This window comes from Streptomyces albus subsp. albus (genome assembly GCF_000719865.1).
Taxonomy (GTDB): Bacteria; Actinomycetota; Actinomycetes; order Streptomycetales; family Streptomycetaceae; genus Streptomyces; species Streptomyces albus_E.
On the sequence record NZ_JOID01000015.1, the window covers coordinates 24,261 to 49,939 of the forward strand.

18 protein-coding genes are annotated in these 25,679 nt (G+C 72.3%); 11 read left to right on the forward strand and 7 right to left on the reverse strand.

Features of this window, described 5'->3' with window-relative positions; all coding sequences use genetic code 11:
• The first annotated feature begins 121 nt into the window (after nucleotides 1-121).
• Together IF83_RS0116005 and IF83_RS0116010 are read left to right on the forward strand one after the other, a co-directional pair.
• Entirely contained in the window at nucleotides 122-3,637 is a 3,516-nt protein-coding gene (locus IF83_RS0116005) for an FG-GAP-like repeat-containing protein (protein ID WP_158711050.1), read from the forward strand.
• A gap of 81 nt (nucleotides 3,638-3,718) precedes the next feature.
• A complete protein-coding gene (locus IF83_RS0116010; RefSeq protein ID WP_051722819.1) occupies nucleotides 3,719-4,507 on the forward strand; it encodes a hypothetical protein in 789 nt (262 codons plus the stop codon).
• Nucleotides 4,508-4,850: 343 nt separating this feature from the next.
• Here IF83_RS0116010 and IF83_RS0116015 read toward each other — a convergent pair whose 3' ends face one another.
• Complete coding sequence (locus IF83_RS0116015) at nucleotides 4,851-5,417, reverse strand: Uma2 family endonuclease (protein WP_030544868.1); 567 nt, start codon at nucleotides 5,415-5,417, stop codon at nucleotides 4,851-4,853.
• 231 nt (nucleotides 5,418-5,648) lie between these two features.
• On the opposite strand from IF83_RS0116015, the gene IF83_RS0116020 reads away from it, so the two are divergent.
• The gene (locus tag IF83_RS0116020) at nucleotides 5,649-7,763 is read left to right on the forward strand and encodes a thioredoxin domain-containing protein (protein ID WP_030544869.1); all 2,115 of its coding nucleotides are present in this window, start codon (nucleotides 5,649-5,651) and stop codon (nucleotides 7,761-7,763) included.
• Between the two features lie 117 nt (nucleotides 7,764-7,880).
• Here IF83_RS0116020 and trhA read toward each other — a convergent pair whose 3' ends face one another.
• Complete coding sequence (gene trhA / locus IF83_RS0116025; RefSeq protein ID WP_078843519.1) at nucleotides 7,881-8,600, reverse strand: PAQR family membrane homeostasis protein TrhA; 720 nt, start codon at nucleotides 8,598-8,600, stop codon at nucleotides 7,881-7,883.
• Between the two features lie 338 nt (nucleotides 8,601-8,938).
• On the opposite strand from trhA, the gene IF83_RS0116030 reads away from it, so the two are divergent.
• Nucleotides 8,939-10,744 carry a phosphoenolpyruvate carboxykinase (GTP) gene (locus tag IF83_RS0116030; RefSeq protein WP_030544871.1) on the forward strand — a complete coding sequence of 602 codons (1,806 nt, stop codon included), beginning with the start codon at nucleotides 8,939-8,941 and terminating at the stop codon, nucleotides 10,742-10,744.
• A gap of 173 nt (nucleotides 10,745-10,917) precedes the next feature.
• On the opposite strand, the gene IF83_RS0116035 is transcribed toward IF83_RS0116030, so the two are convergent.
• The 5 genes from IF83_RS0116035 to IF83_RS0116055 form a co-directional block, all read right to left on the reverse strand.
• Complete coding sequence (locus IF83_RS0116035; RefSeq protein ID WP_030544872.1) at nucleotides 10,918-11,355, reverse strand: SCO4983 family protein; 438 nt, start codon at nucleotides 11,353-11,355, stop codon at nucleotides 10,918-10,920.
• A 100-nt stretch (nucleotides 11,356-11,455) separates the two neighbouring features.
• Nucleotides 11,456-12,667, reverse strand: a complete 1,212-nt coding sequence (locus IF83_RS0116040; RefSeq protein ID WP_030544873.1) for a pyridoxal phosphate-dependent aminotransferase — start codon at nucleotides 12,665-12,667, stop codon at nucleotides 11,456-11,458.
• Between the two features lie 357 nt (nucleotides 12,668-13,024).
• Entirely contained in the window at nucleotides 13,025-14,380 is a 1,356-nt protein-coding gene (locus IF83_RS0116045) for an amino acid deaminase (protein WP_078843521.1), read from the reverse strand.
• Between the two features lie 210 nt (nucleotides 14,381-14,590).
• The gene (locus IF83_RS0116050) at nucleotides 14,591-15,943 is read right to left on the reverse strand and encodes a M14 family metallopeptidase (RefSeq protein ID WP_030544875.1); all 1,353 of its coding nucleotides are present in this window, start codon (nucleotides 15,941-15,943) and stop codon (nucleotides 14,591-14,593) included.
• Nucleotides 15,944-16,149: 206 nt separating this feature from the next.
• Nucleotides 16,150-17,412, reverse strand: coding sequence for an APC family permease (locus tag IF83_RS0116055; protein ID WP_030544876.1), 1,263 nt, complete (start codon nucleotides 17,410-17,412; stop codon nucleotides 16,150-16,152).
• Nucleotides 17,413-17,741: 329 nt separating this feature from the next.
• Between IF83_RS0116055 and IF83_RS0116060 the strand changes: the two genes are divergently transcribed.
• From IF83_RS0116060 to IF83_RS0116090, 7 genes are all read left to right on the forward strand, one after another.
• Nucleotides 17,742-19,127, forward strand: coding sequence for an Nramp family divalent metal transporter (locus IF83_RS0116060; protein ID WP_030544877.1), 1,386 nt, complete (start codon nucleotides 17,742-17,744; stop codon nucleotides 19,125-19,127).
• Nucleotides 19,128-19,376: 249 nt separating this feature from the next.
• Entirely contained in the window at nucleotides 19,377-20,225 is an 849-nt protein-coding gene (locus tag IF83_RS0116065) for a hypothetical protein (protein WP_030544878.1), read from the forward strand.
• Between the two features lie 89 nt (nucleotides 20,226-20,314).
• Complete coding sequence (gene cpaB, locus IF83_RS0116070) at nucleotides 20,315-21,025, forward strand: Flp pilus assembly protein CpaB (protein ID WP_030544879.1); 711 nt, start codon at nucleotides 20,315-20,317, stop codon at nucleotides 21,023-21,025.
• Nucleotides 21,026-21,032: 7 nt separating this feature from the next.
• Nucleotides 21,033-22,688: an AAA family ATPase gene (locus tag IF83_RS0116075; protein ID WP_030544880.1), complete on the forward strand. Its 1,656-nt coding sequence runs from the start codon at nucleotides 21,033-21,035 to the stop codon at nucleotides 22,686-22,688.
• Nucleotides 22,685-23,203 (forward strand): TadE/TadG family type IV pilus assembly protein, encoded by a 519-nt coding sequence (locus IF83_RS35470; RefSeq protein ID WP_030544881.1) that lies wholly within the window; start codon nucleotides 22,685-22,687, stop codon nucleotides 23,201-23,203. Before IF83_RS0116075 ends, IF83_RS35470 begins: the two co-directional genes overlap by 4 nt.
• 77 nt (nucleotides 23,204-23,280) lie before the next feature.
• Nucleotides 23,281-24,618, forward strand: coding sequence for a CpaF family protein (locus tag IF83_RS0116085; protein WP_030544882.1), 1,338 nt, complete (start codon nucleotides 23,281-23,283; stop codon nucleotides 24,616-24,618).
• Nucleotides 24,619-24,623: 5 nt separating this feature from the next.
• Complete coding sequence (locus IF83_RS0116090; RefSeq protein WP_030544883.1) at nucleotides 24,624-25,574, forward strand: type II secretion system F family protein; 951 nt, start codon at nucleotides 24,624-24,626, stop codon at nucleotides 25,572-25,574.
• Nucleotides 25,575-25,679: the final 105 nt, after the last annotated feature.

Sequence of the window (25,679 nt, forward strand, 5' to 3'; positions counted from 1 at the left end):
CGGGGCGCATTCGCCATGACCGTCCTTCAAGCACCGTCATCCGGTTCACCGCAACGGTGAGGCCAGGGCGCGTCGCCTTGTGAGACGCGCGGTCCGCTACGTGGGGGGTAACAACGTGACCGTGCCGGAAGGCCGAGTCCTGCAGCGTCGACGCGCTCGCCGAGCAGCGGGGGTCGCGGGACTCTGTGCCGCCCTGGTCGTCGGGCTGGGGGTGACCTGGCACGCCGGCACCCCCCAGGGCGGGCCCGGTGCCACGCAACGCGAGCCGAAGCCGGTCGACGAGAGCACCGCCCAGGCCAAGGCGCGTGCAGCCGGCGAACGCGTCGAAGTGACGGCCCTGCGCACCGAAACGTCGACCACCTACGCCATGCCCGACGGGAGCTTCACGCTGGAAACCGGCGCCGCCCCGATCCGGGCGAAGGTCGACGGCGAGTGGAAGAAGATTGACACCGATCTGCGGCGTACCGCGCACGGCTGGGCCCCTCACGCGGCCGCCGACCCCGTGATGTTCTCCGCCGGCGGCGGCGAGCCCACCCGGCCTGCGGCCTCACACAAGGGCCGGGCCGGCCGGGCCGCCCTCACCGACACGTCCACCGGAGAGGTGGCACCGGCCGTGTACGTCGCCCCGGCGGGTGGTCCGGCGCGGGGAACGACCGTCGCGGAGCCGGGAGAGAACTACACCGACCTCGTCACGCTCACCTCGGCCGGACACCAGGTCACGGTCTCCTGGCCGGGCACCCTGCCCACCCCGGTGATCGACGGCTCGCGCGCCCTGTACCGCGATGTCTTCCCCGAGGTCGATCTTCTCCTCACCGCCCGGGACAGCGGCTTCAACCACGTCCTGATCGTGCACACCCCGGAGGCGGCGGCATCCGAAGACCTGCGCAAGCTGTCCTACGGTCTGACGTCCCCCGATCTGACCTTCCACCTCGACGAGACCACGAAGGCCGTCACCGCCCAGGACGAGAAGGGCGCTGAGATCGCCATCAGCCCGACCCCTTTCATGTGGGACTCGACCGGCGAACCGGCCGTCACACAGGGCGAAGACCCTGATCCCGCGGAGCCTTCCGCCGAACCCGCTCCCGAGGCTCCGGAGGAGAGCGGGGCTCCGCACGACGGTGAGAGCGAGTCGGACGAAACCCCCTCCGAGACGGACACCGATGCACCGGATGCCCCCGGAGGCAGTCCTGCCCCCTCGACGTCTTCCTCCTCCGAGGCGCCGCCTGCCGGCGAAACCACGGCCGAACCCGCTGCCTTCTCCGGGCCGCGGACGGCCGCCCCCGTTCAGCGAGCCGCGCTCAAGGGCGCTGCCACCCGGCTCGACGACAGCCAGGTCCTGGCGCTCAAGGGACTGACCGGCCCCCATCCGGGAACCCGCGCCGCCACCGCCGGCGCCGCCCTCAGCGCCCCCGGCACCACCGCGGCCACGCTCACCGTCACCCCGGAGCAGAAGCTCATGGCGGCCTCGGGCACCGCGTACCCACTCTTCATCGACCCCTCGTTCTACGGCCACACCACCAACTGGACCACCGCGTACAAGAAGTACCCCTCCTCCAGCTTCTACGACGGCGCCAACTACAACAGCGGCACCACCGAGGCCCGGGTCGGATACGAGTCCACGACTTGGGGCACGTCCCGCTCGTTCTTCCGGCTCGACCTGCAGAACATCAAGGGCGCCAAGGTCACCTCGGCCCATGTGCGGGTGAGGGAGACCTACTCCTGGTCGTGCAGCGGCCGGGTCGTGGAGCTGTGGCACACCGGTTCCATCTCCTCCAAGACGACCTGGAGCAACCAGCCGTCCTGGAAGTCCAAGCTGGACTCCCGGGACGTCGCCCACGGTTACAACTCCTCCTGCCCCGACGCCTACGTCAGCTTCGACGCCAAAGCGCTCGCGCAGGATGCCGCCGATGGCGGCTGGGGCTCGACCACCATCGGCTTCCAGGCCTACAACGAGACCTCCGCCTACGCCTGGAAGAAGTTCCGGGCCGAAGGCAGCTCCGCGCCACGGCTGTCGGTCAGCTACTACCGCAAGCCCACCGTCCCCTCCAGCCTCGACCAGTCCCCCGGTCCCACCTGCTCGCGCACCACCCCCTACCCGCGCGTCGGCAAACGCGACCTGGTGCTGTCCGCACACAGCTCGGACAAGGACGGGGACCTGGAACGTCTCAACTTCGAGCTGTGGCGGACCAGTCACATGGACACCACGCTCATCAGCAAGACGAGCACGACCAACTCCTCAGGCAACGCCTCGGTGACGATCCCCTCCACGTCGCTCACCAACGGCTGGACGTACTCCTGGCAGGTCCAGGCAGAGGACGAGATCGGCGCCACCTCCGGCTGGGCACCGCTGAACAAGGCCGACTACGCCCCGACCTGCCGATTCATCTACGACAGCAGCTTCCCCAACTCGCCATCCGTCACCTCCGCCGACTACCCCGAGGAGACCGAGAACGGAGATACCTGGTCGGTCAAGGAGCTTGGCCAGTCCGGCACCGTCACTTTCGCTCCGGAAAGCGATGCCGATGTCACCGCTTTCGGCCACTCCCTGAACACCCCCTCCTGCTCGACCACGACCACCGTCGCGGCCGGAGCCTCGGCCACCATCACCATCAAGCCCCAGCTGGCCGGCCCCAACGTCCTGTACGTGTGCGCCAAGGACAGCGCCGGCAACGCCTCCCAGCCCACCGCCTACGTCTTCTACGTCAGCCCTCGTGACACCGCCGACAAGCCCGGCGACGTCACCGGTGACGCGCTGCCCGACCTGTACGTCGTCGACTCCGACGGCAACTTGCGCATGTACCCCTCCAGCAGCGCGGGCGATCTGCACCGTGGCCTGGAGGCCGCGCACGAGGACGGCACCCTGCTCATCCTCGATCCGGACGCCGACGGCCAGGCCGTGGCCCCGGGCTACTGGAAGGGCGCCGACGGCAGCCCGGCCCTTATCGCCCACGGGGGTGATGTCCTGCCCGGGGACGGTGTCGGCGACTTCTTCGCCCGCATGCCCGACGGCGAGCTCTACGTCTACCGGGGCGACGGCTACGGCGGCACCGACATCTCCCGCCGCCTGGACGCGCGCCTGCCGGACGACGCTCCCGACCCCGCCACCTTCGACCAGATGATCGTTGGCGACTACAACCTGGACGAACGTCCCGACCTCTTCGTCACGACGAGCACGGGCGGCATGTGGGCGCTGACCGGCTACACCGGGGCCGAATTCACCCAGGCAACCCCAATCGCCACTTCCGCCTGGCTGGACCGCGACCTGGTCACTGTCGGCGACATCAACCAGGACGACGTCCCCGACCTGCTGTTCCGCTCCGAGTCCGACAACCTGCGCCTCCGCCTCGGTGTGGAGGCCAACTCCGGCGGCGCGACCCTGGCCTCGCTGTCCACCTCCGCCGGCTCTCTCGGCGGCTCGGACAGCACCTACGCCAGCGGCTGGACCACCACCGACGCACCCTCCGCCTTCCTCCGCGGAACGCCCGACGTCAACGGCGACTCCATCCCCGATGTCTGGTCCATGGCCGCCGACGGGAGCATCAAGTTCTACCCCGGTGGCAAGACCTCGATCGGCACCGGAACCACCGTCATCAGCTCCGGCAGCAACTGGGGCACCACAAAACTCAGCTTCGGCTGACCTGATACCGGCCAACACCAGCCCGGATGCCGGGGCGCGGCCGGCGCCCCGGCGCCGCCGCATCCCGAGGAACCACATCGCGTGCCCCAGCCCTCCCGCTTCCAGTACAACCGCCGTCTGCCGGCCGTATGCATCCTGCTCGGCGCGACACTCCTCACCGCCTGCAGCGGCAACGAGCCGAGCGAGGCCGACTCAACCGGCCGGAACATCGCCGACGGGCCCTCCGCCGCGCCGTTCGGCACGGAGGCCGGACCCCGGGCGATGAAAACGGACCAGCTCGAAAAGGCGGCCCTCACCCAGAGCGAACTCGACGAGGGCCGCATAACCGCGAAGGTCTCGCGCCGGCGTTTTCTCGACCAGGACGATGTTGACGCCGACCGCGCTGCCTGCCTCCCGCTGGCCTACGTGCAGTCCGGGGCCGTGCTCGGCGATCCCACCGCGGTGGCGCGGCGCGAATGGACGAGGAAAGTCGGGAAGGCGGACAAGTCCGCGAAGCGCGAGACGATCGTCCCCGCATCCCTCCATCTCACCCTGGCCTCCTACTCCCAGGACGACGCTCTCAAGGCCATGAATGAGCTCAACACCGCGGCCGGGGCCTGCCGCAAGGGATTCACCTACACAGCCGACGGCCGCGACCTGGAAGTCCGCAAGGTGACCAAGACCCTCGCCCCTGCGGGGGCGGACGAGGCCATGGGGCTGGAAGTGACCGTTACGGCCGCTGACGGCTCCAGGACACCCATGAAGATCATCGTTGCCCGAAAGGGCGCCACCCTGGCCTACTTCCCGGCGGTCTTCCCCGAGAGCAAGCAAGGTCACGACTTCGCCCTCCCGGAGGAGTTCGTCATGGCACAGCTCGGAAAGATCGGCTGAGTGATTTTCTCAGCGAAATGATCTACGCAAAGCGGCGTGAACTGTTCCAGTCGTGGGCAGGCGGGACGGGCTGAGCCCGGCTGCGGACAGATGTAAAGCCCCTGGTGGGCCAGGTCTCACCACAAGAACATCCGCTGCACCAGAGGCTTCACGCTGGTCACCCATGTTGTCACGCTCGATGTCCCGCGCCATGTCGTGGAGTACCCGTCACTGCATCTTCCCTCCGGACCGCCTACGACGGGTCCGGGCCGAGCTGGGGGCCGCTGCCCAGAGGCCCGGTCGCGGACTTGTCCTAGCCCACAGGACGTCGGAGGCGCCGAGGGCGCGGGCGATTCCTCGTTGCTCACAGGGTCCCGAGGTCGACCGTGACAGGGAATGGCGCGGTGGCCTTCACGGTGCCGGTGAACATCTCGCCGTCCCGGTAGCCCCTGCTGGCCGGGTCGAGGACGTAGGTGTAGACGATCGGAACACCGGTGGCGGTCTGCTCGACTCGCCAGTAAAAGGGGATGCCGGCCTTGGCGTACTGGTCCACCTTCACGATCCGGTCGGTGGTCTCCGAACCGGGCGACACGACCTCGACGACCAGGAGTACGTGCTCGGGGCGGGTGGGTGTGACGTCGATGGTCTCCGCCCGGTACACGGTGACGTCCGGACGGCGGTTGGTGAGCGGAACGTCCTGCAGTCGGACGTCGAAGTCCGTGTCGGCGTTCCAGTCCGGGCCCGCGGCGGCGTCCAGGGCATTGGCCAGGATTCGGGCCAGCCGGTTGTGCCGCTTGGAGGCGCTCGGGCTCACGACGACCATCCCGTCCACGATCTCGATGCCGGCGCACTGCTCCTCGGACCAGGAGTCGTACTGTTCCGCGCTGATCTGCGTGTGCATCCACGCGGGCGCCACCATCTCGGCGGTCATGAAGTACCTCCTTCGAGGATGCGGTGCTGCTCGACTCAGCGTACTGCCCGCTTCCAGTCGGGCACCGGCTTTGGGTCGGGGCGGAACCTCCAGCGTCCACAGGGCGACCTGGGTGCAAAAGGGGTGATGCGCATTAACCGCGTGATGGCGCATGAGTGTAAAACGGCCAAGTAGGGCGGGGGCTTGCGGGCCGAGCCGGCAGGGTCGCGTCGGCGTGAGAGGCTGGGTTTCATGAACCGGTTGGCTGGCGTGACCTCGCCTTATTTGCTGCAGCATGCCGAGAATCCGGTCGACTGGTGGCCCTGGGAGCCGGAGGCTTTCGAGGAAGCGCGGCGGCGCGATGTACCCGTTCTGTTGTCGGTCGGCTACTCGGCGTGCCACTGGTGCCATGTGATGGCGCGCGAGTCCTTCGAGGACCTGGAGGCCGCCGCCTTTCTCAACGCCCACTTCGTGTCCGTCAAAGTGGATCGCGAGGAGCGGCCGGATGTGGACGCGGTGTACATGGAGGCCGTCCAGGCGGCGACGGGCCAGGGCGGCTGGCCGATGACCGTCTTCCTCACGCCGGATGCCGAGCCGTTCTACTTCGGCACCTACTTCCCGCCCGAGGCCCGCTACGGCATGCCCTCCTTCCGCCAGGTGCTGGAGGGGGTGCACGCCGCGTGGAGCGACCGCCGCGAGGAGGTCGGCGAGGTCGCCGGGCGCATCGTCGGCGAACTCTCCTCGCGCTCCCTCGCGCTCGGCGGGGGAGCGGAGGCCCGGCCGCCCGGCGAGGAGGAGCTGCACGCCGCGCTGCTGGCCCTGACCCGCGACTACGACGCGGCCCGCGGCGGGTTCGGCGGCGCGCCCAAGTTCCCGCCGTCGATGGTGCTGGAATTCCTGCTGCGGCACCACGCCCGGACCGGCTCCGAGGGCGCCCTGCAGATGGCGTCCGACACCTGCGAGGCCATGGCGCGGGGCGGGCTGTACGACCAGCTCGGCGGGGGCTTCGCCCGCTACTCCGTCGACCGGCGCTGGGTGGTGCCGCACTTCGAGAAGATGCTCTACGACAACGCCTTGCTGCTCCGGGTCTACGCGCATCTGTGGCGGGCCACGGGCTCCGCCCTGGCCCGGCGCGTGGCGCTGGAGACCGCCGACTTCCTGCTGCGTGAACTGCGCACGCCCGAGGGCGGGTTCGCCTCCGCGCTGGACGCCGACAGCGAAGTACCGGACGGCGCGGAGGCCGCGGCCGGTGCGGAGGGCGCGGAGGGCGCGGCCGGTGACGGCGGCTCCGGCGCCGGTCACGCACGGCACGCCGAAGGCGCGTACTACGTCTGGACACCCGCCCAGCTCCGGGAGGTCCTCGGCGAGGAGGACGCCCGGCTCGCCGCCGGCTACTTCGGGGTCACCGAGGAGGGCACCTTCGAGGAGGGCGCCTCCGTCCTCCAGCTCCCGGGGGAGGGGCTCACCGACGCCGACCGCATCGCCTCCATCCGCGGGCGCCTGACCGAGGCGCGCGCCCGCAGGCCCCGTCCGGGGCGGGACGACAAGGTGGTCGCCGCCTGGAACGGGCTCGCCATCGCGGCCCTCGCCGAGACCGGCGCCTACTTCGACCGCCCCGACCTCGTCGAGGCCGCGACCGCCGCGGCCGATCTGCTGGTACGGGTCCACATGGACGGCACCGGCCGGCTCACCCGGACCTCCCGGGACGGCACCGCCGGGGCCAACGCGGGCGTCCTGGAGGACTACGCGGATGTCGCCGAGGGCTTCCTCGCGCTCGCCTCCGTCACCGGCGAGGGCGTCTGGGTGACGTTCGCCGGGCTGCTCCTGGACACCGTGCTGCGGCACTTCCGGGACGAGGACGGCGCGCTCTACGACACCGCCGACGACGGCGAGCGGCTGATCCGCCGCCCGCAGGACCCGACCGACGAGGCCACCCCCTCCGGCTGGTCCGCCGCGGCCGGGGCGCTGCTGTCCTACGCCGCGTACACCGGCAGCCCGGAGCACCGGAGTGCGGCGGAGCGCGCCCTCGGCGTGGTGCGGGCGCTGGCGCCGCGCGTTCCCCGGCACACCGGCTGGGGGCTGGCCGTGGCGGAGGCGGCGCTGGACGGGCCGCGCGAGGTGGCCGTCATCGGTCCGCGGGACGATCCGGCGACGGCCGCTCTGCACCGTACGGCGCTGCTGGGCACCGCGCCCGGCGCGGTCGTGGCACGCGGGGAGCCCGGTGCGGAGCACCCGCCGCTGCTGCGGGACCGCCCGCTGGTGGACGGCCGTCCGGCCGCGTATGTGTGCCGCCACTTCACCTGCGACGCGCCGGTGACGGACCCGGAGGCCCTCACCGGCCGGCTCGGCGGCGCCCCCTCCAGGTAGGCGACCCGGGGTGTGCGCGGCCGGCCGTTGGCCCGGGCGCGCGGGGAACGCCGGCGCCCCGGCCGTAGGTGAGCGGCCGGGGCGTCGGGCCGGGCCCTCGGGGGGCGTTCTCCGGGGTCAGATCGCCACCAGCGAGATGCCGATGTAGTGGGCGATGAAGGCCGCCAGGGTGAGGGAGTGGAACACCTCGTGGAAGCCGAAGAACCGCGGTGACGGATTGGGGCGCTTCAGCGCGTAGATGATGCCGCCCGCGCTGTACAGCAGCCCGCCGGTGATCACGAGGAGCAGCACCGCCACCCCGCCCTCGCGGAGGAAATCGGGCAGGAAGAAGACGGCCGCCCACCCCATCGCTATGTAGCAGGGGGTGTAGAGCCAGCGCGGGGCACCCACCCAGAAGACGCGGAAGGCGATACCGATCAGCGCGGCGGCCCAGATCGCCCACAGCAGCGTCTCGCGGGTGCCGCCGGGGAGCAGCAGGATCGTCAGCGGAGTGTAGGTGCCCGCGATGATCAGGAAGATGTTCGCGTGGTCGAGTCTGCGGAGTACGGCGTTGGCGCGCGGTCCCCAGTTTCCGCGGTGGTAGAGCGCGCTCACCCCGAAGAGCAGGCAGGCGGTGAGGGTGAAGACCGCGCAGGCGATCCGGCCGGGGTCGGTTTCGGCCAGCGCGGTCAGGAAGACGCCCGAGATCAGGACCGCGGGGAACATGCCCGCGTGGAGCCAGCCCCGCAGCCGCGGCTTGACGGGGTTGGACAGCTCCTGCGGGAGCACACCGGAGGTCTCGGAGGGCGCGGTGTCGTCGTGCACGGCCTCGCGTGAGGCGCCGGATGTGGCAGTCATGTCCCAATGCTAGCTACGGGTCCGTAACTTGCGGGGGGCCGAGTGGCCCGAAGAGGGCGGTTCCGAGTGGCGATGCTCACGTGGGCTGCCCTCTGGACAGATGAGCCCCACAGGCGGATGATCAAATGAGTGCGGTCGGCACCGGATGAGCGCACAGGACGCATCCGGGTCGCAGCCCCCACGGGGCAACTAGGCAACTCAACGACATATGCGGGTATCAGGGACAGAGATGCCCGTATTGACCCTCGCTATCTGACGCCGGAGCGGCGCGGTTCCGGCGGAACGGAGTGATCGTGGCGCTCAGCGCTGTGTCTGCCGGGGGCGACCCCAAGACCCCCGTGGCCACCAACCCACCCACCAACCACCGGGAACTGGTCTCCTGGGTCGGCGAGATCGCCGCCATCACCGAGCCGGACCGGATCGTCTGGTGTGACGGCTCCGAGGCCGAGTACGAACGCCTCTGCGAAGAGCTGGTCGCCAAGGGGACGTTCACCAAGCTCGACCCGATCAAGCGGCCGAACTCGTACTACGCCGCCTCCGACCCGAGCGATGTGGCGCGCGTCGAGGACCGCACCTTCATCTGCTCCGAGAAGGAGGAGGACGCGGGCCCGACCAACCACTGGAAGGCCCCCGCCGAGATGCGGGAGATCTTCGCCGGTGAGAACGGGATCTTCCGCGGCTCCATGCGCGGCCGGACGATGTACGTCGTGCCCTTCTGCATGGGTCCGCTCGGCTCGCCGCTGTCCGCCATCGGTGTGGAGATCACCGACTCCGCCTACGTCGCCGTCTCCATGCGGACCATGACCCGGATGGGGCAGCCGGTCCTCGACGAGCTCGGCTCCGACGGCTTCTTCGTCAAGGCCGTGCACAGCCTGGGCGCCCCGCTGGCCGAGGGCGAGGCCGATGTGCCGTGGCCCTGCAACACCACCAAGTACATCTCGCACTTCCCGGAGAGCCGCGAGATCTGGTCCTACGGCTCCGGCTACGGCGGCAACGCCCTGCTCGGCAAGAAGTGCTACGCCCTGCGCATCGCCTCGGTCATGGCCCGCGACGAGGGCTGGCTCGCCGAGCACATGCTGATCCTCAAGCTCACCCCGCCGCGCGGCGAGTCCAAGTACGTCGCCGCGGCCTTCCCGTCGGCCTGCGGCAAGACCAACCTCGCCATGCTGGAGCCCACGATCCCCGGCTGGACCGTGGAGACCATCGGCGACGACATCGCCTGGATGCGCTTCGGCGAGGACGGCCGGCTCTACGCGATCAACCCGGAGGCGGGCTTCTTCGGTGTCGCCCCCGGCACCGGCGAGCACACCAACGCCAACGCCATGAAGACCCTCTGGGGCAACGCCGTCTTCACCAACGTGGCGCTCACCGACGACGGTGACGTCTGGTGGGAGGGCATGACCGAGGAGCCCCCGGCGCACCTGACGGACTGGAAGGGCAACGACTGGACCCCGGAGTCGGAGACCCCGGCGGCGCACCCCAACGCCCGCTTCACCGTCCCGGCCGGCCAGTGCCCGATCATCGCGCCCGAGTGGGAGGACCCGAAGGGCGTGCCGATCTCGGCCATCCTCTTCGGCGGCCGCCGCGCCTCGGCCGTGCCGCTGGTGACCGAGTCCTTCGACTGGCAGCACGGCGTCTTCCTCGGCGCCAACGTCGCCTCCGAGAAGACCGCCGCCGCCGAGGGCAAGGTCGGCGAGCTGCGCCGCGACCCGTTCGCCATGCTGCCGTTCTGCGGCTACAACATGGGCGACTACATGGCCCACTGGGTGAAGGTCGGCCAGCAGGCGGACCAGGAGAAGCTGCCGAAGATCTACTACGTCAACTGGTTCCGCAAGGACGCGGGCGGCCGCTTCGTGTGGCCCGGCTTCGGCGAGAACAGCCGCGTGCTCAAGTGGATCGTCGAGCGCCTGGAGGGCAAGGCGGAGGGCGTCGAGACGCCGATCGGCGTGCTGCCGGCCAAGGGCTCCCTGGACACCGAGGGTCTCGACCTGGCGGAGGAGGACCTCGACTTCCTGCTCAGCGTGGACGTCGACACCTGGCGGGACGAGGCCTCGCTGGTCCCCGAGCACCTGGGCACCTTCGGCGACCACACGCCCAAGGAGATGTGGGACGAGTACCGCGCCCTCGTCCGGCGTCTCGGCTGAGGGAACCGTCTCCCGTACCGCGCCGGCCCGGGACCCGGGCCCGCGCGGTACGGCACAACCCCTGGCCGGAAACCCCGATGGCCGGGTGCGGTGGGAAGCCGCACCCGGCCATCGGGTTTCACGGTGGTTGCGCCGGGGCCGCGGGCGCTGATGCGGGGCGCGGCCCCGGCGCGTCAGTGGGCCGCCCCCGAGAGGGCGGGGTCGGCGCCGTCGAGGGCGGCGGCGTGCGCGTCCATGCGCTCGGCGGAGAGGATCGCGGCACCCGTGTCCGCGCGGGACGCGGCCACGACCAGGGCGCGCCCGGCGAGCGTGTGCGCGCGGCGGTGCAGCGACGCGATCCGGTCGGCGTCCCGCCGCCCCGGCGCCGGGGCGGCGGAGGACCGGGCCGGCCGGGAACCGTCGCGGAGCCGGGTGACGCGCTCGGTGAGCCGCTGGGCCGCCCGGTCCAGGGACGGGTCCGGAGCGAGGGCCCGCAGTTCGTCGGTCACGGTCAGCAGCGCGGCCAGGTGCCCGGCGAGCTGGATGTCCAGCTCCTCCTGGCGCGGCCGGCGGGGCAACGGCGTCGGCTCTCCCATGGCGTGGACCGACTTGGAGCGGATCGGTTCGTACATGGATGGCCTCCTCATGTGAGAAGGCCATCCTAGCTTGGATTCTGTCTAAAGTTGATCCCGTTCGCATCGAGGGAGACCGCTGTCCGGGTTCCGGACGGGCTCAGAACTGGCTGTAGCCGTCCAGGAACTCCCCGATCCGGGTGACCGCGTCCGTCAGGTCCTCCTTGTACGGCAGGGTGACCAGCCGGAAATGGTCGGGTTCGGGCCAGTTGAAGCCCGTGCCGTGCACGATCATGATCTTCTCGGCGCGGAGCAGGTCCAGCACCATCTGCCGGTCGTCCTTGATCTTGTAGACCTTGGGGTCCAGCCGCGGGAAGGCGTACAGCGCCCCCTTGGGCTTGACGCAGCTGACGCCCGGGATCCGCGTCAGCGCCTCGTACGCCGCGTCGCGCTGCTCCAGCAGCCGGCCGCCCGGCAGCACCAGCTCGTTGATCGACTGCCGGCCACCCAGGGCGACCGCCACCGCGTGCTGTGCCGGGACGTTGGCGCACAGCCGCATATTGGCGAGGATCGTCAGCCCCTCCATATAGCTGGAGGCGTGCTCCTTCGGACCGCAGACCGCGAGCCAGCCGCTGCGGTAGCCGGCCACCCGGTACGACTTGGACAGGCCGTTGAAGGTGAGGACGAGTAGGTCCGGGGCCAGGGCCGCGGTCGGGGTGTGGGTGGCGCCGTCGTAGAGGATCTTGTCGTAGATCTCGTCGGAGCAGACGATCAGATTGTTGCGGCGGGCGATCTCGGCGATCCCGCGCACCAGTTCGTCGTCGTAGACCGCGCCGGTGGGGTTGTTCGGGTTGATGACGACGATCGCCTTGGTGCGGTCCGTCACCTTGCGCTCGATGTCGGCGAGGTCCGGCATCCAGTCCGACTGCTCGTCGCAGCGGTAGTGCACGGCCGTGCCGCCGGAGAGCGAGACGGCCGCCGTCCACAGCGGGTAGTCCGGGGAGGGGACGAGCACCTCGTCGCCGTCGTCGAGCAGCGCCTGCATCGACATCTGGATCAGCTCGGAGGCGCCGTTGCCGAGGTAGATGTCCTCGACATCCAGCTCGATGCCCTTGGTCTGGTAGTACTGCATCACCGCGCGCCGGGCCGTGAGGAGGCCCTTGGCGTCGCCGTAGCCGTGCGCGTCGCCCAGCGTCCGGAGCATGTCCTCCAGGATCTCGGGCGGGCACTCGAAGCCGAACGGCGCCGGGTTGCCGGTGTTGAGCTTGAGGATGCGGTGACCCGCCGCCTCCAGCCGCATGGCCTCCTCGAGAACCGGACCCCGGATCTCGTAGCAGACATTGGCGAGCTTCGTTGACTGGATCACCTGCATGTTCGCCACCATACGGCCGCCCGGGTGGGGCCGCTCGGTGTTTTCCGCCACGTGGGGGGCGCCCCGCCGGGGGACCCCGGAGCGCCGCGCACCGCCCCGGCGGCCGCGGTCCGGGGAGCTGCCCGACGGCGGGTTCGGCGGCTGTCTTCGATGCCGAAGCGGCCGCCGTCCGGCACATGCGGAACACCGGCCGGAGGAGTCCGCGGGGCTTCGAAAGTGGAAGCGGAGGCCTCGACTCCGCCGGCCGGGACGGTGGCCGGGGGAGCGGCCGCGCGGGCGGCCGCGGAGGCGCCGGGCCGCCGGCGGGGCGCGGTGTGAGCTCCGCCACGCCCGGCCTGTGGCGGCGCCCGTCAGAAGTCAGAAGAAGGTGCGGACGAAGTCCGTGACCGTGCCGTCCTCCGTCACCACCGGGATCAGCTGCCACTTGTCGAAGACCGTGCAGGGGTGCGACAGCCCCAGCCCCACCCAGTCGCCCACCTCCAGGGCCCGGGCCTCCGCCGTGACGTCCAGCCAGGTGTGCTGGTCGGACAGGGCGGTCACGGTGAGGCCGGCGGCGGGCCGCTCCGTCCCGTCCCGCGCGGACCGTACGAGCAGCGGTTCCGGCAGGTGCAGATCGTAGGGGGCGTCCCGCTTGCCCGCGTTGAGGAAGGCCTGGCCCGGCTCGGGCCGGGAGAGGACCTGCGCCCACAACCGGAAGGCGGGCCGCAGCGCGCCCTCGTCCGGGATCCGGTTGAAAGGGGTGAGGCGGCGGTAGTGGCCGTCGTCGTGCGAGACGTACGCGCCGGAGCGGAGCAGCCGGAGCACCGGGCGGGACAGCTCCGGGATCTCGGCGAAGACCCGGGCGACCGCGTCGAACCAGGCGCTGCCGCCCGCGCTGATCACGATCTCGCCGGTGTCCGCGAAGCGGCCGGCCGCGTCGAGAGCGGCGGTGAGGGCGACCAGCCGGCGCAGCCAGGCGGTGACCCGCCCGGTGTCCGCGCCGGGCACCTCGCCCTCGTACCCGGCGACGCCGGTCAGGCGGAGGGTGGGGGCGGCGGCGACGGCCGCGGCGACCGCCGCGCAGTCCTCGTCCGTGCGCGCCCCCGTGCGAGCCCCCGGTCCGGCACCCAGTTCGATCACCACGTCGAGGGGCCGGGTGGCACCGCATGCGCTCAGGGCGGCGTCCATCAGTTCGACCCCGCGCACCGAATCGGCGTATACGACGCAGCGGAACTCCGGGTCGGCGTCGAGCTCCCCGGCGAGCCAGCGGAGTGCGGCCGGGTCGACGAGCTGGTTGGCGAGGAAGATCCGGCGGACGCCGAACGCGCGGTAGACGCGAGCCTGGTGCGGGACGGCCGCGGTGATGCCCCAGGCACCGTGCTCCAGCTGGCGTTCGAAGAGGGCCGGAGCCATGGAGGTCTTGCCGTGCGGGGCGAAGGCCAGCCCGTGCCGGGCGGCGTAGCGGCCCATGAGGGCCAGATTGTGCTCCAGGGCCTCGGCGGAGAGGGCCAGCACCGGCGTGGTGAATCCGCCGCCGAACAACGACCGGCGCTGATCGGCGAGTTCGCGGACGGTCAGGCCCGCGGCGTCCGGCGGCAGACCCTTGAAACGGTGGTCGACGCGCTCCCCGGCCAGGCGGGCGGCGGCGCCGGCGGCGCGGCCGGAGACGGGCTCGCCGGCTCCGGGCGCGGAGGTTCCGTCGTTGGGCCGGCCGGTGGGGTGCTCGGCGGTCATGGGGCACCTTTCGCGGGCTGCGGTGCGGGCGGGACTCCCCGAATCCTCCCGCACGCGCGGGCGGCGGCGTACGGAGCGGTGGCACAGGGGGCGGTGACCGGGCGACCGGGCCCGGGCCGCCGCGGCCCGACGACGGCGGGCGCCCCCGGGAGGGACCCCGGGGGCGCGCCGGCGTCGTGGCGGGCCGGTCGGCCGGTCAGCCCTCAGCCGTCAGCCGGCGGCGCAGTACTGCGCTTCCTTGCCGATCGAGCGGTACATGCAGTCCGCGTTCTCGACGAGCTGGAGCACCGCGTCCCGGTTGCGGCTGGTCTCCCGCTCGATGACCTCGTCGGGCGGGTAGAAACCGCCGCCGGAGGCCGAGGACGGGTACATCTCGTAGGTGTAGGAGAAGATCTTCTGGTCGGCCCACATCCAGTCGTTGACGCTGCCGTCGGTGATGTAGAGGTCGCTCGACTGCTGCGGGGTGTAGCCGTTGCTGGCGGCCATCTTCTTGCCGATGGCGGCGAAGGCGTCGCGGTCGTCCCGGGTCATGCCGGACGCGGTGTCGGAGTAGGTGTAGCCGTACGGCCAGAGCACCAGCTCGCTGTAGGTGTGGAAGTCGATCCCGGCCTTGATCTGCTGCTTGCCGCCGACGACCCGGCTCCGGACGAAGTCGGTGACGACCTTCACCTCGGGGGTGGAGGCGGCCGACGGGCCCCGGTAGGTGTCCGAGGAGGGGCTGCCGGAGGAGCCGCCGCAGCAGCCCCACTGGTAGGGCCAGTTGCGGTTGATGTCGGTGCCGACGGCCGAGGAGCCGGAGTTGGGCTGGCGGTTCTTGCGCCAGGAGCGGTAGGAGCCGGAGGCGATGTCGTACTCGCCGCCGTCCGGGTTGAGGTCCGGGATGATCCAGATCTCCCGGTCGTTCACCGCCTTGGTGACGCGCTGGTCGGTGCCGTAGTCGTCGCCCAGTTCGCGCAGCAGGTAGAGCGCCATCTCGACGGTCAGGTGCTCGCGGGCGTGCTGGTGGTGGGTGAAGAGGACCTCGGGCTCGTTCTCGTCCGTCTTCACGTTGTCGCTGATCTTGACGGCGACGATGTCGCGGCCCTCGTAGGACTTGCCGATCACCCGCTTGCTCATGATGTCCGGGTGGGCGGCGACGCGGGAGTTGATCTCCGCCGTGGCCTCGGCGTAGTTGTGGTACTTCGAGTCGGCCGGCGGGAAGTCGTACGCGCGCAGGCTCTGGCCGGCCGCCCGCCGGGACGGGGGAGCGGGCAGCGGCTCCAGCGTGTAGCCCCGGGCGCGCAGTTCGCGCGCCTGCCCGGAGTCGGCGGAGACGACGACGGAGTGGTCGCGCACCTCGTCGACGGAGGCGCCGGTGGCGAGCAGACGGGTGCGCTGGGCCGCCGTGGCCGGACCGGCCACTTCGTACTGACGGGGGGTCTCTTCGGCGGACGCGACGCCGGTGAGCGCGTCCGCACGGTCGGTGGGGGGAGTCGTGCCGGCCTGGGTCAGGGGAACGGCCAGCGCGAGTGTCAGAAGAGCGGCGAGGGCGGTGACCCGCCCGCCGCGTGATGGCAGTCGCATGCTGCGTCATGCTGAGGCTTTGGCATGGGCGGGTCAATGGTGCCGCGCCGACCGGAAGAGGCCACGCCGGTTCCGGCCGGACGGTTCCGCCCGTACGGCCGGGTCACGCTCCCGGGTCGCCACGGCGTACGCCCCGGCGGGGTCGCCACGGCGTACGCGCCCCCGCCGGTGCGGCGTACGGGGCCACGGGTCCGGCTCCGGTGCCCTCAGCCCGCGCGCCGTGCACCCCGGCGCACGCCGTACAGCACCGAGCCCGCGGCGAGAACGGCGGCGCCCGTGACCACCGACGGCAGCGGCAGCGTGACGGCGAGCAGCACACAGCCCGCCAGCCCGACGACCGGGACGGCACGCGGCGGCCGTCCCTCCTCGCGGGTCAGCGTCCACGCGGAGGCGTTGGCGATCGCGTAGTAGACGAGCACCCCGAACGAGGAGAAGCCGATCGCCCCGCGCAGATCCGCGGTCGCCGCCAGCACCGCGACCACCGCGCCGACCGCCAGTTCGGCCCGGTGCGGCACCCGGAACCGCGGGTGGACGGCGGCCAGGGCCCGCGGCAGATGCCCGTCCCGTGCCATGGCGAGCGTCGTCCGGGAGACACCGAGCACCAGGGCGAGCAGCGAACCGAGCGCCGCGACGGCCGCCCCGGCGCGCACCACCGGCGCCAGTCCGGGAACCCCGGCCGCCCGCACGGCATCGGCGAGCGGCGCGCCCGCGTCCGCCAGCCCGTCCGGGCCGAGTACCGCGAGCGCGGCGACGGCCACGGCCGCGTACACGGCGAGCGTGATGCCGAGCGCCAGCGGGATGGCGCGCGGAATGGTGCGGGCCGGATCGCGCACCTCCTCGCCCAGCGTGGCGATCCGCGCGTACCCGGCGAAGGCGAAGAACAGCAGGCCCGCCGCGCCGAGCACCCCGGCCACCGAGGCGTCGGCGCCGAGCGCCAGCCGCGCGCCGTCCGCCTCCGGCGAGGTCAGCCCGGCCGTCACCACGGCCGCGAGCACGGCGAGTACGACCGCGACGATCGCCCGGGTCAGCCAGGCCGACTTCTGGACTCCCCGGTAGTTCACGGCCGTCAGCGCCACCACGGCCGCCACCGCCACCTCCCGGTGGTGCCCCGGCCACGCGTACGCCCCCACGGTCAGGGCCATCGCCGCACAGGACGCCGTCTTGCCCGCCACGAAGCCCCAGCCGGCCAGATGGCCCCAGAACGGCCCGAGCCGTTCCCGCCCGTAGACGTAGGTGCCGCCCGATTCCGGGTAGCGGGCAGCGAGCCGCGCGGAGGACGTGGCGTTGCAGTACGCGACGACCGCCGCGACCGCCAGCGCCGGCAGCAGCCCGGAGCCGGCCTCCCGGGCCGCGGGCGCGAGCGCGGCGAAGATGCCCGCGCCCACCATCGCGCCCAGACCGATCACGACGGCGTCGAAGAGCCCGAGCCGCCGCCGCAGCCCAGGGGTGTCCGGTGAGGTGGTGTCCATGGGCGGGACCCTAGCGGCCGCGGGTTACGGCGCGCCGACGGGCAGGAGGACCCGGGCGTGAGCGGCACGGGTGCGGCGCCGGCGGCGGTGGCGACCGCGGCTTCGGGAGCGGGGCGTGAGCGGGACGGTGCCGGAGGGGCACGGGAGTGGAGCGGACGCCCGTGGGGAATGGCCTTCTTGTGCGCCGGCGCCCCGGCCGGTCGCCCGCGGGGCGGCAACGGTGGCGGACGCGGCAGCGGGGCGGCGCACGGCAGCGGGGCGGCACGGCAGCGCGGCGGCGTTGAGCGGGGCAGCGGTGACAGCGGCGGTACGGACGCGGAGGCGGGCCAGTGGCACGTACGGACGAGGCGGGCGAGAGCACCGGGCCGGTCACCGGGGACCTGCGCAGATCGAGTTGGCGGTACATCGGCCCCGGTATCGTCGTCGCCGCGACGGGTGTCGGCGCCGGTGACCTCGTCGCCACCCTGATCGCGGGCAGCCGGTTCGGCTACACCCTGCTGTGGGCCGCCGTGATCGGATGCCTCGTCAAGATCTCCCTCGCGGAGGCCGCCGGGCGCTGGCATCTGGCCACCGGCAGAACCCTGTTCGAGGGCTGGCGCACCCTGGGGTCGTGGACCACCGTCTACTTCGCCGGCTACGTCGTCATCTGGGGCTTCGTCTACGGCGCGACCGCCATGTCGTCCAGCGCCCTGCCGCTGGCCGCGCTCTTCCCGGACTTCCTGGGCCTCAAGACCTGGGCGGTGATCACCGGGCTGACCGGTCTGGTGTTCGTCTGGTTCAACCACTACGCCGTCTTCGAGAAGGTCATGACGGTGCTGGTCGGCGTGATGTTCGTGGTCGTCGTGTACGTGGCGCTGCGGGTCGGCCCGGACGTCCCCGCGGCCGTCGCCGGACTGGTGCCCGCGCTGCCGGACGGCTCGCTGCTCTACACCCTCGGCCTGATCGGCGGTGTCGGCGGCACCATCACCATGGCCGCGTACGGGTACTGGGTCAACGCCAAGGGCTGGACCGGCCCCGGGTGGATGAAGGTGATGCGGCTCGACAACCGCGTCGCCTACGTGACGACCGGCGTCTTCGTGATCGCGATGCTGATCACCGGCGCGGAACTGCTGCACTCCGCCAACATCGCGCTGGCGAGCGGCGACAAGGGCCTGCTCGCCCTGGGCGAGGTGCTGGAGTCACGCTTCGGCGCCACCACCGCCAAGCTCTTCCTGATCGGCTTCTTCGCCACCTCCTTCTCCTCGCTCATCGGCGTCTGGCACGGCGTCAGCCTGCTGTTCACCGACTTCGTGGACCGCATCCGCAGCGACCGGGCGGCCGCCCGCGCCGCCGGGCCCGCCACGTCCGCCGCGCCCGTGCCCCTCTCGAAGGCTCCGGCGCCCGCCGGCGCCCCCGGGGCCGCCGACCTCGTGGTCACCGAACTCGCCACCGGCGCGGCGGAGAAGTCGCTGCCGTTCCGGGCCTATCTGCTCTGGCTGACCTTCCCGCCCATCAGCCTGCTCTTCCTCGACGAGCCGTTCGGGCTGGTGATCCTCTACGGCGTCCTGGGCGCCTTCTTCATGCCGTTCCTCGCCCTGACGCTGCTGTGGCTGCTCAACTCCGACCGCACCCCGCGCGAGTGGCGCAACGGCATGCTCAGCAACGTCATGCTGGCCGCCGCGGGGCTGCTCTTCGTCGTGCTCTGCGTCCAGCAGGTCCGGGAACTCCCGTGGTGAGCGCGGGCCGTGAGGGGCGCCGGGAGGCCGGACGGGCCGTTCGCCCGCGAAGGGGCGTGAGGAGACATGACGAGACAGAAGACACTCCCGTGTCGGTTGAAGATCGAACTCCCCGATACCGGCGAACTGTTCTCCAATGCAGACGACACGGATAAAGTGCTGTGACAGTAGCGAAGCAGTTGCGCTGCGCAGTGTTGGTCCACGGCGCCCGCAGTCTTCCGGCCGCCGGAGTGAACGGGGAAACCTGACGTGCACACCGCGATAGCAGTCACCGCCCCCGACCTCGTTCTCCCGGCCCTCGACCGGCAGACGCCTCCGGCCACCGTCCTCACGCCGGAGATGCCCCTGGAGGACGCCCTCGCCCGGACCTACGGACTGATCGAAGCCCACGGCTATCTGATCGTCCTCTACCCGTCCGCGGGGCCCGCCGCCGTCCACCGCCGCCTGCACAGCGTGCGCTCCATTCTGGAGAGCGACCGGATCGCCCTGGTCGGCGTGGAGTTACCGCCGCTGGCCGTCGCCGTTCTCGCGCACCAGCTGCGCCGCCTCTCGCTCTGCGACTTCAGCCCCGGCATCCTCGGCTCGGCCGCCCGGCTCCTCACCCACTACGTCCACGCCGGCGCGCTGCTCTCCTCCGTCTCCCGCCTCGACCACGTGCCCGTGGGCCTCCGGGAGCACGCCGCGTCCTGGATGCCCGGCAGCCAGTTCGCCGTCCTGGCGAGCCCCGAGCCGCGGCTCGGCCGCGCCACCTCCGGCGGCACGGTCCCCGGCGGTCCCCAGTTCGGCACCGAACTCGTGGTCGCCCGCGGGCAGTCGCCGTCCGACTGGGTGTTCAGCACCCTCGCCCCCGCCTGGCGCGTGCACGGCGTGCGGGAGGCCACCCTGCCCGCCGACTCCGCGCGCTGGTGGGGCAGCGGCCGGCTCGTCGAGTTCGCCGCGGCCATCCCCGATCTGTCGGTCCTCTACCAGCTCGTCGCCTCGGTCCGCACCGCCGAGTGCCGCTGGTGCGGTCTCGAACTCATCGGCGACCGCTGCGCGTTCTGCTGCTCCCCGGCGTCCGCCGGGAGAGCCGCCCTCAGCTCCGGCGCCGGCACCTAGCGCCGGCCGCCCACAGCCTTCGCCGCGTGCCCTCCCGCTCCCCGCCCCCCGTCCGCCCCGGACACGTCCCTGAACGAGGTTCTACGCCGATGAACTCACGTCAGCGCCGCGGAGTGATCCTGCTCCTGCTCTCCGTCCTCTGCGCGGCCGGTGCCTTCGTCGGAGTCCTGATGGTGATCGGCGATGTACGGTCCAAGGTCGGCCCGGAGACCACGGCCTACGAGGTGAGGGCCGACATCCAGCCCTACGAGGAGCTGTCGGCGGCCAAGTTCGACGAGATCACCATGCCGGAGCGCTGGCTTCCGGAGACCGCGGTCACCGACCTCCGCGACCTCAGAGGCAAGATCGCGCTCACCCCGCTCCGCAAGGGCTCGCTGCTCCAGCGCGACATGATCGTCGAACGCCCGGCGCTGGAGGAGGGCGAACAGGAGATCGCCATCATGATCGACGCCGCCACCGGAGTGGCCGGCAAGATCCGCCCCGGCGCCCGGGTCAACATCTACGCCACCTTCGAGGGCCGGGAGCGGGACGCCGAGCCGCAGTCCAAGGTGATCGTCGAGGGAGCCGAGGTCATAGACGTCGGCGAACTCACCCCCTTCGACCGCGACGACGACGCCCGGCGGCGCGGGCAGACCACCGAGGCCGTGCCGATCACCTTCGCCCTCGGCACCCTCGACGCCCAGCGCGTCGCCTACGCCGAGTCCTTCGCCTCCCATGTCCGGCTCGCCCTCGTCGCGCCCGGCGGCACCGAGTCCATCCGCCCGCGCGACCGTACGTACACCCTCGACGGGGACAAGTGAGGCACGGATGACCACCAGAATCCTCCCCGCCGCCGGCGACCCCGACGCCGCGCGCTCCCTCACCACCCTGCTCAGCCAGCTCCCCGACGCCGAACCGGCGCCGCCCGTCCCCGACTCCACCGCCCTCCTCGACACCCTCGCGCGGCTCGCGGGGGAGTCGGTCGGGGAACTCCCCGAGGTCGTCGTGGTCCACGAGCGGATCGGCCCGGTGCCCGCCCTGGACCTCATCCGGGAGACCGTGCTCCGCTTCCCGGCGGTCGGGGTGGTGCTCGTCTCGGCGGACGCCGGGCCGCAGCTCTTCCAGGCGGCCATGGACGCGGGCGCCCGCGGGCTGGTGGCGCTGCCGCTGAACTACGAGGAGCTGTCCGCCCGGGTGCAGGGCGCCGCCCAGTGGGCCGCCGGCGTCCGGCGTCATCTCGGCGCGGGCCCCGAGGCGCTGGGGCCCGGCGGCACCGTCGTCAGCGTCACCGGCGCCAAGGGCGGTGTCGGGACGACCGTCACCGCCGTGCAGCTGGCACTGGCGGCGCGCGCCTCCGGGCGGTCCACCGCCCTGGTCGACATGGACCTCCAGTCCGGCGACATCGCCTCCTACCTCGATGTGCAGTTCCGGCGCTCGGTGGTGGACCTGGCGCAGATCAACGACATCTCGCCGCGCGTCCTCCAGGACGCGGTCTGCGACCACGCGACGGGTCTGGGGCTGCTGCTCGCCCCGGCGGACGGCGAGCGCGGCGAGGAGGTCACCGACCGGGCGGCCCGGCAGATCGTCAGCTCGCTGCGGACCCGCTACGAGGTCGTGGTGATCGACTGCGGCACCCAGATGAACGGGGCCAACGCGGCGGCGATCGAGATGTCCGACACCGCGCTGATGGTGACCACGCCGGACGTCGTCGCGGTCCGGGCCGCGAAACGCCTGGTGCGGCTCTGGGACCGGCTCCAGATCCGCAAGGCCGAGGAGACCCTGACGCTTGTCAACCGGCATACGCGCGCCACCGAGATCCAGCCGCCGCTGGTCGAACGGATCACCGGTACGCGGGTCGCCCGGACCGCCGTGCCGGCCGGCTTCAAGGAGCTCCAGCCGTCCGTGGACGCCGGGCGCCTCCAGGACCTGGACCACCGCTCCTCCGTCAAGCAGGCGCTGTGGGCCCTCGCCGCAGAACTCGGCTTGGCGGGAGACGCCGCGGGCACCGGCGGGCGCCCCGGCCTGGGCGGCGCGGCGCGCGGGCGGGCGCTGGAGAAGTACGGCGACCGGGGCGCGCTGAGCCTCCGGCGGCGCCGGGGCGGGACGAAGGGGGGCGGGGGCCGGGGCGGCGACAGCGGGCAGGTCGCGGTGGAGTTCCTCGGCATGGTGCCGCTGCTGGCCGTGGTGCTGATCCTGTGCTGGCAGTGCGCGCTGCTCGGCTACACGTACTCGCTCGCCGGCCACGCGGCCGACCAGGGAGCGCGCACCGCCACCGCCGCCGAGAGCGCGGGGGCGTGCGAGACGGCCGCGGTGGAGGACCTGCCGGGGGCGTGGCGGAGCGGTGCCTCCGTGAGCTGCGCGCGCGAGGGCGGGCTGTGGAAGGCCGATGTCGGGCTGAGGGTGCCGGTGCTCTTCCCGGGCGCGGTGGACTTCCCGGTCACCGTGAACGGCGGGGCCGGCGCGGCGGAGGAGGGCAAGCCATGACGGCGGCGGCCACGGACGGCGCGGGGACGGACGGCGCGGGGACGGACGGCGCGGCAGCGGATGGCGCGACGGCCCGCGGTGCTGGGGCGGAAAGCGGCGGGGCGGTCGGCGCGGGCGCGGGCGCGCGCGCCGGAGCGGGGCCCGCCCGGCGCTCCGTCCGGGGCGCCGGGCGTGAACGCGGCCAGGTGGCCGTGGAGTTCATCGGCTTCGTCCCGATCCTGCTGCTGGTGGCGTTTGCCACGATCCAGCTCGGCGTGGTCGCCCACACGGTCTCCCAGGCCGGTACGGCCGCCCGGGCCGCCGCCCGCACCGCCTCCTACGAGGAGGCCGACGCCGACCCGGTGGCGGCCGGGCAGGCCGCGGTCAGCGGCTGGCTGGCCGGCCGCACCAGCATCGGCATCGGCGGCGGCGGCGAGGAGGCCACCGCGACCGCCACCGTCACCATCCCCTCCCTCATCCCCGGGGTCGGCGACTTCGGCACCGTCACCAAAAGGGCCACCATGCCCCGCGACTGACCGCCCCGCACGGCGCCCCAGGACCGCAGCACCGCAGCACCGCAGGACCGGCACGGCACGACGACGAGGAGCACACCATGAGCCTGAGGGCGCGCGTCACCTCACCCGAGGACAACGGCGGCACCCGCGAGGACGGGCACCTCGTCGCCGTCTACCGCGCCAAGCTGCTGGAGGAGATCGACCTCGCCGAGATGTCCGCGCTGGCCGCCGCCGAGCGCCGGGCCCGCCTCGAACGCGTTCTCGGGCACATCATCAGCCGGGAGGGCCCGGTCCTCTCCACCTCCGAGCGCGCCCAGCTCATCCGGCGCGTCGTGGACGAGGCCCTCGGCCTCGGCGTGCTCGAACCGCTGCTCGAAGACGCGTCCATCACCGAGATCATGGTCAACGGCCCGGACCAGGTGTACGTCGAACGCGGCGGCCGCGTCGAACGCGTGCCCGTGCGCTTCGCCTCGCACGAGCAGCTGATGCAGACCATCGAACGCATCGTCTCCACCGTCAACCGCCGTGTGGACGAGGCCAATCCGATGGTCGACGCCCGCCTCCCCTCCGGCGAGCGCGTCAACGTCATCATCCCGCCGCTCTCCCTGAGCGGCGCCACCCTCACCATCCGCCGCTTCCCGCGCGCCTACCGGCTCCAGGAGCTGATCGACCTCGGCACCCTGGACGAGCGGATGGTGATGCTGCTCTCCGGCCTGGTTCGCGCCAAGTTCAACGTGATCGTCTCCGGCGCCACCGGCTCGGGGAAGACCACCCTCCTCAACGCCCTCTCCGGGCTCATCCCGGAGGGCGAACGGATCATCACCGTCGAGGACGCGGCCGAACTCCAGCTCCAGCAGTCCCATGTCATCCGGCTGGAGACCCGGCCGCCCAACGTCGAGGGCAAGGGCCGGATCACGATCCGCGACCTGGTCCGCAACTCCCTCCGCATGCGCCCGGACCGCATCATCGTCGGCGAGGTCCGCGGCGGCGAGACCCTCGACATGCTCCAGGCCATGTCCACCGGCCACGACGGCTCCCTGGCCACCGTGCACGCCAACAGCGCCGAGGACGCCCTGATGCGGCTGCAGACCCTGGCCTCCATGTCCGAGGTGAAGATCCCCTACGAGGCGCTGCGGGACCAGATCAACAGCGCGGTCGACTGCATCGTCCAGCTCTCCCGGCACGCCGACGGCAGCCGCAAGGTCGGCGAGATCGCCCTGCTCTCCTCGCACGGCCGGGAGACGTACCGGATCGCCACCGTCGCGCGCTTCACGCCCCGGCCCGTCGGCGCCGACCGGGTCGTGCGCGGCACCTTCGGCTATTTCCCGCTGCCCCGCCGCGTCGCCGACCGGCTCCATCTGGCGGGCGAGCCGGTGCCGTCCGGCTACGGGATCGCCGCTTCCGAGGAACAACTCACCATCAGGGAGGCGAGCTGACCGCCATGGAAGCACCGGCGAACCTTCCGCTGCTGACGCTCGGCGCCGCCCTGCTGTGCTGCGTACTGGCCGTCGCCGGGGTGCACGCGTACGCGGCCGGCCGGGCGCAGCGCCAGGAGCTCATCGACCGGCTCACCTCGCCGGGCAAGCCGCTTGCGGGCGGCGGACGGGAGCGCCGCTTCCGCACCGTCGACCGGAAGCTGCGGCGGACCCGCTTCGGCAACCGGCTGGAGAAGCGGCTCGCGGCCACCGGACTGGACGTCACCCCCGGTGAGTTCTTCGTCTACGTGGCCGGCGGGGTCGCCGCCCTCTGGCTGCTCGCGGCCTCCCTGCTCGCCGCCTTCTTCGGACCCGTCGCGGGCCTCATCGGCCTCTGGGCCGCGCGCGCCTTCCTCAGCTGGCAGAGCGCGCGCCGCAACGAGCGGTTCATCAACCAACTGCCGGAACTCGCCCGGGTCCTGGCCAACGCCACCCAGGCCGGGCTGGCCCTCCGCACCGCCCTCGCCATGGCCGCCGAGGAACTGGAGGCCCCGGCCGGGGAGGAACTCGCGCGGGTCGCCGACAAGCTGGGAGTCGGCCACTCGATCGACGACGCGCTCGGCGAACTGGCGGAGCGGCTGCCCTCCCGGGAGCTCTCCGTCCTCGTCACCACCCTGATCCTCTCCAACCGGGCGGGCGGCACCGTCGTCGGCTCCCTGCGCAATCTGACGAAGACCCTGGAGGAACGGAAGGAGACCCGGCGCGAGGTCCGCACCCAGCTCTCCCAGATCACCGTCACCGCCTACGCCGTCCCGGCGTTCGGCCTCGGCGCGCTGCTGCTGCTGGACCGCGTGATGCCGGGGGCGCTGGAGCGGATGACCGGCTCCTTCTACGGGCAGGCCGCCGTGGTCGCCGGCTTGGGCCTGTACGCGCTGGGGTTCGTGCTGATCCGCCGCATGTCCAGGATCGACGTCTGAGGCCGGTGACCATGACAGTGACCGTTACCGCGACCGCGACCGGCGCTGCGGCCGAAGCACCGGCCCGGACCGGGGCGCGGGCCCCCGGCCGGGCTTCGGGTACCC

What these genes read in the sequence shown, in the direction of transcription:
- IF83_RS0116015 (WP_030544868.1), bottom strand. Translation starts at nt 5,417, where the DNA reads ATGACCGCCGAGATGGTGGCGCCCGCGTGGATGCACACGCAGATCAGC.
- IF83_RS0116020 (WP_030544869.1), top strand. Translation starts at nt 5,649, where the DNA reads ATGAACCGGTTGGCTGGCGTGACCTCGCCTTATTTGCTGCAGCATGCC.
- trhA (WP_078843519.1), bottom strand. Translation starts at nt 8,600, where the DNA reads ATGACTGCCACATCCGGCGCCTCACGCGAGGCCGTGCACGACGACACC.
- IF83_RS0116035 (WP_030544872.1), bottom strand. Translation starts at nt 11,355, where the DNA reads ATGTACGAACCGATCCGCTCCAAGTCGGTCCACGCCATGGGAGAGCCG.
- IF83_RS0116040 (WP_030544873.1), bottom strand. Translation starts at nt 12,667, where the DNA reads ATGCAGGTGATCCAGTCAACGAAGCTCGCCAATGTCTGCTACGAGATC.
- IF83_RS0116045 (WP_078843521.1), bottom strand. Translation starts at nt 14,380, where the DNA reads ATGACCGCCGAGCACCCCACCGGCCGGCCCAACGACGGAACCTCCGCG.
- IF83_RS0116050 (WP_030544875.1), bottom strand. Translation starts at nt 15,943, where the DNA reads ATGCGACTGCCATCACGCGGCGGGCGGGTCACCGCCCTCGCCGCTCTT.
- IF83_RS0116055 (WP_030544876.1), bottom strand. Translation starts at nt 17,412, where the DNA reads ATGGACACCACCTCACCGGACACCCCTGGGCTGCGGCGGCGGCTCGGG.
- cpaB (WP_030544879.1), top strand. Translation starts at nt 20,315, where the DNA reads ATGAACTCACGTCAGCGCCGCGGAGTGATCCTGCTCCTGCTCTCCGTC.
- IF83_RS0116075 (WP_030544880.1), top strand. Translation starts at nt 21,033, where the DNA reads ATGACCACCAGAATCCTCCCCGCCGCCGGCGACCCCGACGCCGCGCGC.
- IF83_RS35470 (WP_030544881.1), top strand. Translation starts at nt 22,685, where the DNA reads ATGACGGCGGCGGCCACGGACGGCGCGGGGACGGACGGCGCGGGGACG.
- IF83_RS0116085 (WP_030544882.1), top strand. Translation starts at nt 23,281, where the DNA reads ATGAGCCTGAGGGCGCGCGTCACCTCACCCGAGGACAACGGCGGCACC.
- IF83_RS0116090 (WP_030544883.1), top strand. Translation starts at nt 24,624, where the DNA reads ATGGAAGCACCGGCGAACCTTCCGCTGCTGACGCTCGGCGCCGCCCTG.